Annotated in this window: 10 protein-coding genes; 6 read left to right on the plus strand and 4 right to left on the minus strand. The window is 44.3% G+C overall.

What is annotated here, in order from left to right; all coding sequences use genetic code 11:
- Positions 1 to 18: 18 nt before the first annotated feature.
- The 4 genes from DHU66_RS04135 to DHU66_RS04150 are packed head-to-tail and all read right to left on the minus strand — an operon-like array spanning position 19 to position 6608.
- Positions 19 to 1224, minus strand: coding sequence for a DUF7601 domain-containing protein (locus tag DHU66_RS04135; protein WP_108774632.1), 1206 nt, complete (start codon positions 1222 to 1224; stop codon positions 19 to 21).
- 48 nt (positions 1225 to 1272) lie between these two features.
- On the minus strand, positions 1273 to 1806 hold the full coding sequence (gene lepB, locus DHU66_RS04140) for a signal peptidase I (RefSeq protein ID WP_108774633.1): 534 nt from the start codon (positions 1804 to 1806) through the stop codon (positions 1273 to 1275).
- Complete coding sequence (locus DHU66_RS04145) at positions 1803 to 3299, minus strand: SpaA isopeptide-forming pilin-related protein (protein ID WP_108774634.1); 1497 nt, start codon at positions 3297 to 3299, stop codon at positions 1803 to 1805. The genes lepB and DHU66_RS04145 overlap by 4 nt, the downstream gene beginning before the upstream one ends.
- A 24-nt stretch (positions 3300 to 3323) precedes the next feature.
- Positions 3324 to 6608, minus strand: coding sequence for a hypothetical protein (locus DHU66_RS04150; protein WP_108774635.1), 3285 nt, complete (start codon positions 6606 to 6608; stop codon positions 3324 to 3326).
- Between the two features lie 436 nt (positions 6609 to 7044).
- Between DHU66_RS04150 and DHU66_RS04155 the strand changes: the two genes are divergently transcribed.
- The 6 genes from DHU66_RS04155 (at position 7045) to DHU66_RS04185 (ending at position 12963) form a co-directional block, all read left to right on the plus strand.
- Positions 7045 to 7305 carry a hypothetical protein gene (locus DHU66_RS04155; protein ID WP_108774636.1) on the plus strand — a complete coding sequence of 87 codons (261 nt, stop codon included), beginning with the start codon at positions 7045 to 7047 and terminating at the stop codon, positions 7303 to 7305.
- Between the two features lie 262 nt (positions 7306 to 7567).
- Positions 7568 to 9169 carry a spermidine synthase gene (locus DHU66_RS04165; RefSeq protein WP_108774638.1) on the plus strand — a complete coding sequence of 534 codons (1602 nt, stop codon included), beginning with the start codon at positions 7568 to 7570 and terminating at the stop codon, positions 9167 to 9169.
- 180 nt (positions 9170 to 9349) lie between these two features.
- Positions 9350 to 10603, plus strand: a complete 1254-nt coding sequence (locus tag DHU66_RS04170; RefSeq protein WP_108774639.1) for an ATP-binding protein — start codon at positions 9350 to 9352, stop codon at positions 10601 to 10603.
- 191 nt (positions 10604 to 10794) lie between these two features.
- Entirely contained in the window at positions 10795 to 11292 is a 498-nt protein-coding gene (locus tag DHU66_RS04175) for a zinc ribbon domain-containing protein (protein WP_108774640.1), read from the plus strand.
- 19 nt (positions 11293 to 11311) lie between these two features.
- Positions 11312 to 11968: a response regulator transcription factor gene (locus DHU66_RS04180; RefSeq protein ID WP_108774641.1), complete on the plus strand. Its 657-nt coding sequence runs from the start codon at positions 11312 to 11314 to the stop codon at positions 11966 to 11968.
- Positions 11965 to 12963 carry a sensor histidine kinase gene (locus DHU66_RS04185; protein ID WP_108774642.1) on the plus strand — a complete coding sequence of 333 codons (999 nt, stop codon included), beginning with the start codon at positions 11965 to 11967 and terminating at the stop codon, positions 12961 to 12963. Before DHU66_RS04180 ends, DHU66_RS04185 begins: the two co-directional genes overlap by 4 nt.
- Positions 12964 to 12979: the final 16 nt, after the last annotated feature.

Below are 12979 nucleotides of genomic sequence, written 5' to 3' on the forward strand. Positions count from 1 at the left end.
TATCAATCATTCTTTCTATTAAGCGTGACGCTTCTTGTTAGCTGCGAAGTAAGCAATACCGCCAATCACAGCAATGCCAAGGATCATGAAATACGGAGCATTAGATGTGAAGATACCAGTATCGATGACGGTATCTCTCTTATTAGTGATAGTAACAGCGTTATCCTGACCAGCAACCATAGGGATAGTTTTTGTCAGATCTGAGGGGGATGCTGTACCGCCGGTTGCTAAAGAATAAGTTGTATCATAGCCATCTTTGGAGTAGTCAGCTTCCTTAACAAGCCATGAAACGCCAGCAGGAATATTTGTAAGTGTGATTGTTGTGCCATCAACGACTGTGTATGTCAGGTTTTTTGTTCCTGTCCAGCCATTTTCTCCAGGATCAATGTTTTTCAGTTCATTGGCATCCGGAGCATTGGTACCGGTCACGCCAATTGTAGATTTAACAGTTTTGTCCGATGTTAAAGTTACTGTCACAGTGAACGTCTTTGTTGTAGTATCACCTGCGTTACCAGAAACTTTCTTTGTGAATGAAAGTTTGCCAGCTCCATAAGTGTTAGTGATGGAATCGACTTTATTTCCAGAATTTTTATTAATTAGTTTAACAGAAGAAATCTTGAATGTGCCATTATCATTCTCTACGTTTAAAGCAACACGGTAATTATTTTCGCTATAGGTGATACCAGCGGTTGTGCCAGAAACTTCATGGAAGTCATAGTAGTAAACGCCAGGATTTTTATATGTGCCTGTTGTTGTGACATTGACTGCAACTGCATTACCTGCTGTTGTAGCTCCTGTTGTGACTCCATCTACTGTTGTTGGATAGGCTGCTGTATCAAGAGTAACGGTAGTAGGTACAGCGGCAGCCTTGATTGCAGCCCGCGTTCTGGAATCAAGAGAGCTGAGTTCCTGAACAGTGTTAATATCAGGATTAAATGTTGTGTTTTTGATGGCTGCCAGAGTTGCTGTATTGGCAGTAGTTGATGTGGCATCTTTGGTACCAGAAGAGAATGTGAATGTCTCTGCCGGGCTTGTATATTTTGCGTCATCCTCATTTGCAGGCAGGGTCAGTGTGTAAGTGTTTGTGAATGAACCTGCTGTTGTATTAGTCGTCGTTGTGTCATCTGCCGCCAATGCCGGGAGTACGCTTGTTCCTGCCAGTGTTACGGCAGCAAGTGCACTCAGAAGAATGTTTCTTGTTTTTGTCAGTTTATTTTTCCGCATCCTCGTTTTCCTCTCTTTTTCTTTTGATGGGATTTGTTTTCATCTATTTTATATGCCCCTTCTTCTTAGAAGAGTGAGCACTTTTCCTTTGATGCTTTTGATGGGGATTGCCCCATAGATACGGCTATCTCCTGTTTCCATGCGGTCATCATTGAGGATGAACACACTTCCTTCAGGGACAGTATATGGATACGTCAGCGTACCGGGATCGTCGGTGGAGAACAGGATTTCTCCGCTCTCTGTAACACCGTTGACCTGTACACTGCCGTTTCCGCTGATTTCAACGGTACTGCCAGACAATGTCAGGATTCTGCCAAAGTGCAGAGAACCATCTGCCTGATAGAGAACCACATCACCAGATCGCAGTGTTGATTCCAGGCGGAAGCCCAGAACCAGATCACCATCTTTCAATGATGGGAACATATCATTGCCATTCACTCTTTTCAGAAACAGTATTTGAGTAAACAGCACAACGATAATCAATATGAAGATGCCAGCCCGGATGAGCAGATTGACATACCCTTTCCATAAGGGCTGCTCCGTTTCAGGAGTTCTTTTCAGCTTTTCATCTGTCTTCCTCATCTGTTATGACTCTTATTGAATCTGCGTTTGAGATACAGCACGTAACAGATCGTAATGCTATCCAATAACAGGAATGCTACAAAGTACCAGAAGTTATCTCGGATATAGACACCAGTTTCTGGAATCGTGAATTCCTGATTGGTGATTGTTACGGTGCCGGCACTGTCTGTATCTTCAACGATAATCTGATTTGTAGCAGGATCGTATGAAACAGGATCAGCATCACCTGTTTTCTTTAAAGTATAGGAAGCGATATAGCCATTGCCTTCTTTGTTGTAAAGGATATGTCCTGTTTTCACTTTTTCATCATTGGCATCAAGTTCATAGACAGAATATCTGTCACCAACGTTCAGATCTGTGAATGTTGCAGAATCAACGCTCTTGGTAACATTATTCTCTGTCAGCTGATAGGAAGCAGTACCATTCGAATATGTAATGGTCAGTTTTTCCACCAGATTGTTATCAGAACTGTACAGACCGAAGTAGAATGTTCCATCCGGTGGAGTCGTTAATGTACTGCCATCTTTATCCTGGAATTCCTTGACAAGATTCAGAGAAACTTTGTGATTGTAGGCTGTGTAGGTATACGTACTGCCACGGTAGTTGACCGTGACACCTTGAGCAGCCCAGGCAGCCACTTGCTCTTTTGTGTATGTCACAAGATTACTGTCGATGGTACTGTTCCAATCGGTGGATTCATTTGGATACTTGCCTGCATTATCAGCTCTTGCCATGGCAATGAAGAATGGCGAGGAATTCTTTACATAACCTTCTGGTGCATACTTTTCGACAATGGCATAGACTGTATTGTATTGAAGCTTCGTCGTACCAGAGCCAAAGCTCAGCCTGCCATTACTGTCACTAGTGGCTGTTTCCAGCGGATCACCGGTTATTGCCCATGTACCATTCGTTTCAGTAGTTTTGTAAATCTCAAACACAGCACCGGACAGCTTCTTACTGACATTGTCCTGATCAACCTTGATAAGGTTGATAATGGGATTGTGTTCGAATCCGATGCTTGCATCGACGCCGTATTGGACAGTATCCTTGATTGTCTTATAGCTGTCTGTACTTACACCATACCAGTGAGCAGTATTCTTGTATGAGACGTCAGTTCCAGGCGATGCATCAATCGATGCCTTGTATGTGATTGTCAGCTTCTTGCCATCCGGAACGGTCATGGTCATGACTGTCTTTTTGGCAGTATCTTTTGTGATACTCACGGTCCATTGACTAGCGTCAAGAGTATTGCCCTTGCCATCCTGTACCGTGATAGAAGCAGGATCCAAAGACATTGAACCTTCTAGTTCATCTACCAGCGTCAGTGTGTCTGTATCTGGTGAGAGATCAATACCCAGGGGATTGGCAGTAATTGTAAAGGGAACCATACCGTAGCTTACAACACCAGCTGTTTTATCAACTGTGTGAGTTTTGACGGTTGTTGTAACTTTGCTTGTTGTGACAAGATTGTTACTGCTGTTGTAAACATTCATGGTATTGGTATACGATGCACTGTTTCAAATAATGTTATCAGAATTTGTCACCCGCATGACAACCTGTACCTGCAGGTCATTCGTATCTATCTGGCCAGGTGTGCCCTTTTGCAGATTATCTGCCATGAAGATAATTCTTCTGCTTTCAGAATCATAGTAGGCATAAGCACTTCCCTGATAAGTAGCGTTATCTATTGCAGTATTCTTTAAGCCGATATCTGTCCAGTTGCCAGTACCAAGTTCGTCACTGCTGATTTCTGGCATCGCTGGTGCATTGTTACCACTTCGCAGTCCATTTGGAATCCAGAAATATCTGACGTAAACAGGTTCCATGCCTTCCGGTACAACGGCTTCTACTTTGAATTTGCCTGATTCATCACCTGCATAGTTGACGACCAGAATGTAGTCAACATATGTACCGGAAGTGAGTGTCTGAGTTCCTTCGTTTGTGTTGTAAGATGTCAGGATTCTGCTGATGGCGTGATTTGGGGCAATTTGTGTATCACTCCATTTCTTTGTATCAGCATTGTATGTACCATACTCACCAAATTCCTTGAAGTTTGTGCCCTGACCAAGGACATACAGAGTTGCTGTATTGACATCGTTCCAGCCCATATTAGAATTTGATCTTTCCTGCAATGTGTTGTAGTACGTTGTCTGCGTCCGGGCATTATCAGATGGCTTATCGTTAGGATAAATAGCCACGATGATATACATTGTCTTTCCGTTTGGAATGGCAATATCTTTGTTGAAAGTCAAAGTGCCAGGACCGTTGCCATCAAGCTTCCATGTATAGTTGGATGAATCAATCTGCTCAAATGAGGAATCTGCAGATAACTCGGCATAGTTTCCATAGGTCTCTGTAACGGAGCTGCCTTCATCCGGCGTATTGCCGAAGTAGATGCCAACAATAGAATTTGCGGTGGCATGGCTTGGCTCTCTTCCTGGAACATCATGCAGCTGCATTCCAGCAGGCACCTTGGTGCCATCTACCGTGATGATCCAATACAGCTTGCCGTTGGTAAAACCATTAGATGTGTCGCTTGGATCGTAGTACCAGGAATATTTATGCGCAGAATAATTCGTGGTGCCGGTAACTGTTACGTTTGTGTTGACATTCATTGCCGGCAGTATGTATGATTTATCGCCTTTACCAACAATTGTTCCACTCAGGGTGAAGCTGTTGCCTGTCCTCACACTGCTGAAAGCACCTGTCAAAGGTTTTGCATAATAGGTCAGCAGGAAGGAACCTTTGCCAAAACTGCTTCCCAGATCCTTCGGGGAAAGATTGAAAGAGGACATGTCATTGATATTGAGCCAGACTGTCTTTGTGGGTGTTTTAGCTGCCAGTGCTTTTGCTACATCACTGTCAGATCCATTTGATACAGAGGAACTGACACCATCTGAATAGTAGTCCAATCTCAGATAACCTGCATAATGAAGAAACTTACCATCATTTCCTAGCGTGTCTGTAAACTGAGAGGATGAGACATCCCAGATCGCCTGTTCATTGACGACAACCTGATACCGATAACTGCCGGCAGGAATTTCGATTGCACTGTTTGAAGCGGATGTGGTCCAGGGAGAATTTGAATCATTGTAATTGTAAGTGTAAACAGTATCACCAGAATCCGGTGTCTGCATAATTGAGGATTCTGTAGCAGATCCCATGATCTTTCTGTCCCAGTGCTGCTGATCAAAACTTGTTTGAGCTGTCCCTCCTCCAAGATATTTGTTGCCGAGAGATGACTTATCGTTGGAAAAAAGGATACCACGGTTGCCAATCTTGACCTGGCCAGCAGAGAAAATTGGCTTCATTGTAAGATTTACCTTGATAGTGATAGTTTTTCCAGGTGCGACATCGCCAATATACAGGTTGAAGCCCGGATACTCGTTTGTTCCCTTCAAGGCATAATAGGGAGCCGTACTGGAACTTGTACCTTCAGATACTTCGGTTGTTGTACTGCCATCGATGATCTTGAAATCATGGAAGCCAAGATATGGGAAATCGGTTGTTGGTGTAATTGCATTCCAGAGAGTTGTTTTATTGGCATTTTGTGTCTGCGAGTCGCCAAAGTAGTCAGAAATTTTCAGGTTCTTCAGAGGCCATGTATTGCTTTTGTCTGTTGTAACTGTGATTGTGTAGGGGATTGTAATTGTACTGTCACTGTTTTCAGTGGCATCACCGGCAGTTTTAGTCATTGCTGCACCGGCATGTGGCGTAAATGAAGATGAGGCAGAATTGTGTTCATAGCCTCTTGAATATGGCGTAGCAGTATTCGTGATTGCACCGTTATCTGCTGATCCATTGCCAACATAATCGGAAGACAGTTTAACCTTATAGTGCAGGACTCTGACTTCATTGGCAGCCATATCTCCAATTGTCCATCGCATGGTGCCTGGATCAGAAGTAGTTTTATCTACAGAGAGCTGCACACTGCCAGGAGCTGCTGAACTGCTGCCTGAAATGATTTCTTCATATACAGAAGCACTTGTCTCAGATGTCAGATTCACTGCGGTCGAAGTGATGCCAACATAAGAATCCACAAAGTTTGCGTTGCTGGTGAAATGATCTTCTACAGTAACTTTCGGCATTGCTGCATCCCCTGCTTTCACTGTCAGTGCATAGGTGAGATAGCCATTGCCTTCTGCATCAGATGAATAAACCGGAGTGGATTTCTGCAGGGAAAGATCGGATGATTTTGCGTCGGAATCCGGATCAAAGTTGATGGTGACATCCAGTTTTCCGATTTTGATCTGCTGTGTGTATTTATCCCGTATCTGTGTAGGATCTGGTGTGGCTGTAAAAGTCAGGCTGCCGTTTTGAATCAAGAAGTCTTTCCCTTCATTTTTAAGCTGATTGGACAGATAAGTTTCGTCAATTGCCAGAGTGATGCGCTGCCCGTCAACAATAAGAGATCCTACATAATTACCGCTGGAATCCTGCACATCGCCACTGGAAACAGTTGGATTGGATAATATCGACGGTACGTCCAGATAAAGTTTTCCACCATACGTCTCTTTGAGGGTCGTAGCAGAGATGTTTCCAAAGTATACGTTCATCTTTACTTTGGTAAACATGGAAATCTTAGTAGTATTGTCTGATACAGTGACCCAGTCATTGCCATCCTGATAAGAGAGCTGATAACCAGTGACATAATCGCCACTGCCCAGATCCAAGCCTGTGGTTGATGGGTCTGCTGTAGTTGTATCTTCTGCCAGAACCGGCATCGGGCCGATCAAGGTACCCAGTACAATGGCAATCGTGCATATGACTGCCCCAATCTTCTTTCCAAAAACAGTTTTCATTCCATCACCTGCCTATTCTTATCTGTCATAATATTGATTGCATACCAATTTGGTATACATTTGTTCTGGTAAAAATACAATCTTGTTTGTATCTTCTGATGATCTAGAGCAGGAAAACCAGATGACATAAGCATTGTAAGCACTTATATAAGGAAAAATCTGCACGGTAGATCTGTTTTCACCCACTTCTGGTGAAAGAATACTTGTTCCGGATAGAAATGCAAGAAGATTGATCAGAAAAAGTTATTTATTATTGAAAAAGACAAAAGGTAGGGTAATAGTTGCAGAAGTGGCCGTATGATGGCGCAATCGTTTATTCTTTCTGCCATGTATTGTGATGCAGATCATATGTCGGGCAGACTGGAAAACAGAGGAGGGCTTCTTCGCTGCAGAACTTACATATTATATAAGGGTCTTACAAGCCACAGGACGAGGTATGCCTGATGTCATCCGTGCCAGGATATCCAGCCAGGATATTGCGGATGATCTGGTTCACTATGTTATTTTGTGCGAAGATAACTGGCACAGAAAGCTTCTATGTGTAAAGAATGCAATCAGCGTGAGACAGAGGGCAGTACAGAAAGAATTTACCCGGCTGACTGACAATCAGAAGGATACATTCTGTAAAATGACTGGGGAGATATGCAGGGCAAATGAAAATCTGTGTTCCACCAGGCCGGATGTATGCCCTGTGTGAGGTACTGTGCATCCAATGCTTTACCGCCGGGATAAGAAGATCAGATGGTATTGCGGCAGCTGCAGTTTTAAGCTTGCGTATGTTTCACATACAATCACTTTCAGTCTCAAAATCGCAAGAGATGTCTTTCTGGATACGCTGAATATGGTATCCATCAGGAAAAATGTAGCGTGTTTTCAACAGCAGTACTTTGCCTGGTCAAATTAAATAGATTGAGTAGGAGCCTGTGTGTATGATTAATACAAATAACAGGAGAACAACTATGAACTCAGCATCCTATCCCCGTATTCTGCAGAATAAACTTTATCTCTACCTGACAGAGTTTTTCTCTGGCATGGCTGTGATGGCCGTAGAGATTGGTGCCCAAAGACTGATTGCGCCTTATTTTTCCTCCTCTCAGATTGTGTGGACGATCATCATTGGCATGATCATGATTGCTATGGCAGCCGGCAATATATATGGAGGTAAAAAAGCAGACAAGGATCAGAATCCGGACAACCTCTATGGCAGAATCCTGTTTGCGGCCATCTGGCTGGCATTGATCCCATTTCTTGGAAAGTACATTATTGTTGGCATCTCAGCACTGGTCATCTTCTCGGTCAATGCCAATTATCTGATTCTTGCGGCTTTTGCTACCTGCCTGATTGTATTTGTGTTTCCATTGTTCCTGTTAGGCACAGTGACGCCCTCACTGGCAAAATATACAATGCGCTCTCTGGAGGAAGGCGGCAGTGTGGTTGGCACACTGGGTGCGGCCAATACCATTGGCAGTATCCTGGGCACCTTCCTGCCGACATTTGTGACTATTCCCACCGTTGGCACCAGCATTACATTTCTGATCTTTGCCGGCATCCTGATTGCCTTATGCATCGTCTACTTCCTCAGCGAAAGGCGGGGCCAGAAGAAAAGCGTGACGGCAGCGATCCTGTTCATCGTCGCAAGCCTGCTGGGATATCAGACCAACTTTGCTTTCTGGGAGTCAAAAGACGGTATTCTGTATGAAGGAGAATCAATATACAACTATCTACGTGTGCAGGATACGCCAACGGAAACGATTCTTTCTACAAATGTATTGTTTGGCGTTCAGTCACTTCTGGAGAAAACCAACCGTCTGACCGGCATGTATTATGACTATGCTCTGGCAGCACCATATATGGTGCAGAATCCAAAGGATGTACTGATCCTTGGCATGGGATCCGGCACCTATGCTCATCAGCTGAATAAATATATGCCGGGACTGAATATCTCCGGTGTGGAGATTGATGGCAAAATTACGGATCTTGCCCACAAATATTTTGAACTGCCTGAGACTATCCCGGTCAGTGAATATGATGGCAGGGCATATCTGAATGAGACAGATGACACGTATGATGTCATCATGGTGGATGCCTACCAGGATATTACCATCCCTTTTCAGATGTCATCTGTTGAGTTTTTCAACAGTGTGAAGACACATCTCAAACCTGGTGGTGTGATGGTTGTAAACCTGAATATGCATGGTACCAGACAGGGAGGTATTGCCGACTGGCTGTCAGATACAATCGCTTCCGTATTTTCAAATGTTATGACAGTGGATGTGCCAGGCAACACCAACAGAGAACTGTTTGCAAGTGATCAGGATATGAGTGCGCAGATGAAAAGCAGTATCAGTACGATTCTGTGCAGTCAGCTGAAAAAATTCATGCGTCAGGCATCATCACAGATGTCCGTCTATCACAGCAGCGGCCATCTGTTAACAGATGACAAAGCGCCGGTAGAACTGTTAGGAATGAAGGAACTTGATAACATCATTCGTGAACAGGTACAGCCATATAAAGAGATTTACAAAGAGGAAGGTTTACAGGGTTTACTGAAATCATTCTGACAGGGGAGAGATTCTCTCCTGTTTTTGTTCTTTTGTGCATATTCAACATTACTGAGCTTTCCATTTACAGACGGAAGTCATGAAACTGGCAACTGATGAAGATAATCCGGTGAAAACTACATTCCGATGATATTTTAACCGAAATAAAATATAATAAGAGTAGAAGCGGAGGTAAAGATCATGTATTTTCATCGTTCCATTGAAAAAACTATTGAAGAAGTAGGAAGATCCTTTCCTTGCATTGTGATTTATGGATCGAGGCAGGTGGGCAAGTCTACTACGATCGATCATCTCTATGGTGAGAAGTATCAGAAGGTAACTTTGGATGATATGGATGATCGTCTGCTTGCGCAAAGCAATCCCCGTTTGTTTCTGGAGACATATCAGTGGCCTTTGATTATTGATGAGATTCAGAAAGCATCGGGCCTTTTGGATGAGATCAAGAAAGTTATTGATGAACAGAGATTGAAGTGGATGAAAGAGGATGCACCGAGGCAGTTAATGTATATTCTGACGGGTTCCAACCGCTTTGAATTGCAGCAGGGAATATCAGATTCTCTTGCAGGCAGGTGCGGTGTAATAGATATGGCGTCTTTTTCAAGTATGGAGAAACAGAAGCTGGAAGAAAACTGCTTTTCTCCTGAGATATCTTTCTGGATGAAACTGCAGAACAGTAAGAAGATTCCGTACCATACAAGAGCAGAAATCTTTGAGACAATCTTTCAAGGCGGAATGCCGGATGTTGTATCAGGTGCTGCAGAGCGCAATGCGTTCTTCAAATCTTATGTGAGTACCTATATAGAGAAAGATGTCAGAAAGCTGATCAATGCCTCAAATGAATTGCAGTTTCGCAATTTCATCTCCATTGCTGCACTGCGCACAGCCCAGGAACTTCATTATGATGAGATTGCCGGATCGGTCGGTATAGATGTGCGAACCTGTAAGAGATGGATCTCAATTCTGGAAACTTCCGGGATTATCTTTCTTTTGCAGCCATACATGGCAAATGTTTCCAATCGGATTATTAAAGCTCCAAAGATTTACTTTATGGATACGGGACTTTGTGCATGGCTTTGCAAATGGCCAAATGCCGAAATGCTGTCCAATTCAGCAATGAATGGAGCCTTCTTTGAGACGTATGTTGTCAGTGAAATCGTTAAAAATGCTTATGCATTCAATCTGGATCCGCATGATTTCCTGTATTACTACCGGGACACAGACATGAAAGAAATCGATCTTCTGTATGTCATCAGAGATCAGATCTATCCGATTGAGATCAAGGCAGGCATCCTGCCTGTACATGCCGCAAAGAATTTTTCCGTGCTGGATAAATATAAGATGAAAATCGAGACCGGTCTGATTATCTGTAATACGGACAAGATACGGCCCATCAATGAAAAGGTCTATCAGGTTCCGGTGTATCTGCTTCCTTAGCAGTGCGCAGAACCAATGCTGCGAACCATTCTGGTGATTTTCCACTTACTGTGTGGAAATTTCTCGTCTGCCCCTGGATCTATCAATCGAAAAGCTGCTAGCAAATTGTCTATTAGTTTTGCATGGAAAGTCGTCCATAAATTTGCCAAAGCGTCTTTTTCTCATCGAAGAATTGCGGCTATAATATTCGTATGGATATCTTTGGAAAAATTGTGAACTGGTTTCGAAAGGAAATTGAGATTATCAGGCTGCAGTGGCAGATTCATACGATGAAGGGGCAGCTGAGCCATATTTATGAGAAGCTTGGTGAGGATTATGTGGCGGTACACCGCAATGATCCGGATGATCTGAATGCGGATATGATTCAGGAAGCGGTTCGTCTGCAGAAGGGAATCAGAGAGAGGCAGTCATCGATTGATGAGATGCGTGGTATTGTGCGCTGTGCTGCGTGTGGAGAGCGTATTCCCAATGGATCTTTGTTCTGCCCGTACTGTGGCATGAGACAGCCGGAGCAGAAGGTCAAGGTGGTGCGGTATTGTCCGGAGTGCGGTACGAAGCTGGAAGTGGATGAAGTGTTCTGTCATCACTGTGGGGCAAGGATTCCGCAGGATGATGCAGTGACAGAGGAAATTGTGCTTCATCAGAATCAGCCTGAAAAGAAAGTTGAGGAGAAGAGACCGCTGAACTGAGGCGGCCTTTTTGTCAGTTATGCCGGTTATTCTGCTTGTGGAAGATGATGCCTCCATTCAGAGTTCATTGTCTTTGTTTCTGAAAGAAAATGGGTATGAGGTGCTGTGTGCAGGTACAGCCGCAATGGCAGGACAGCTTGTGGGAAAAGACCTTGATCTGATTCTGCTGGATGTGACGTTGCCGGATGGCGATGGCCTGTCTTTTTTCCGTTCTCTGGATAAAGAGATTCCGGTCATCTTTCTGACAGCGCGGGATGATGAAAGTCTGCAGATTCAAAGCTTTGATCTGGGGGCGGAGGATTATGTGGAAAAGCCTTTTTCACCACAGGTGTTGCTGAGCAGGATCCGCAATGTATTAAGAAGACGGCATCAGGCGGCACCAGTTGTGATTGATGGGCTTGTCATTGATATGGACACGGCACATGTGTCCCGTGATGGAAAAGAGATTGTGTTATCCGCAATGGAATACAAGCTGCTGCAGATCTTTCTGGATCATCGCGGAAAACTGCTCAGCAGGGAATTCCTGCTTGATGAGATCGTGGAATGCTGCGGCGACTATGTGAATGACAATACCCTGTCTGTCTATATCAGGCGGCTTCGCAGCAAGATTGAGAAAGATCCTGTGCATCCGGTGATTCTGCAGACAGTCAGGGGATTGGGGTACCGGCTGTTATGAAGATCTTTCATAATCCGGAAATCCGTAAAGAAGTGCTTGCGGCTTTGCTTGTGATCATCGTGCTTTGTACGTTGGGCTTTCTTTACGATGTATATGCAGGCATGCTTGTGCTGGGATGCGGAGTTCTGCTGTTTCTGACTGGCTTATACTTTGCTGTGCATCGCTATCGTGCCATTGCCAGACTGTCAGAGGAACTGGATGAGGTACTTCATGGCAAAAGGGAGATCATGATTTCTGATATGCAGGAAGGGGAGCTGTCTGTTCTGCAGAATGAGATTGCCAAGACAACGATGCAGTTAAGAAGTCAGGCGGATCATCTGGAAGAGGATCGAAAGATGATGACAAGGGCACTGGCGGATATTTCACATCAGCTGCGTACGCCGTTAACGGCATTGCATCTGAATCTGCAGCTGCTGCGGGATGAAAAGATGTCTGCAGAACAGCAGAAACATATCCGCCGTGAGATGCAGAGATCCCTGCATCATATGGAAAGTCTGGTGGAACAGCTGCTGAAGATGTCAAAGCTGGATGCCGGCACGGTACAGATGAAGAAGCAGAAGATTTCTGTATCTGACTTGCTGGAGCAGGCAATGGAAAGTCTGCGCACTGCTTTGGATCTGAATGGGACAGAGGTAAAAAAGGATATTGGCAGTACGCAGGTTGTGTGTGATGTGTACTGGACTGCAGAGGCACTTGGCAACATCATTAAAAACTGTATGGAACATACGGGTGAAGGCGGCAGAATCACCATCACGGCCAGACAGACACCGTTGTATACCGAGATTGTGATTCATGACAATGGGACAGGCTTTGATGAGGAAGACCTGCCGCATATCTTTGAGCGATTTTATAAGGGAAAGAATGCATCACCCAATGCGGCTGGCATTGGTCTTGCGCTGGCTCAGGCAGTCATTTCCCGGCAGGATGGCACGATTCAGGCGATGAACGATCATGGTGCCTGCTTTGTGATACGCTTTTATACCCAGACAATCTGATGCGATCTTAAGATTC

Origin of the sequence: Lactimicrobium massiliense (assembly GCF_900343155.1) — a bacterium.
Classification (GTDB): domain Bacteria; phylum Bacillota_I; class Bacilli_A; order Erysipelotrichales; family Erysipelotrichaceae; genus Bulleidia; species Bulleidia massiliensis.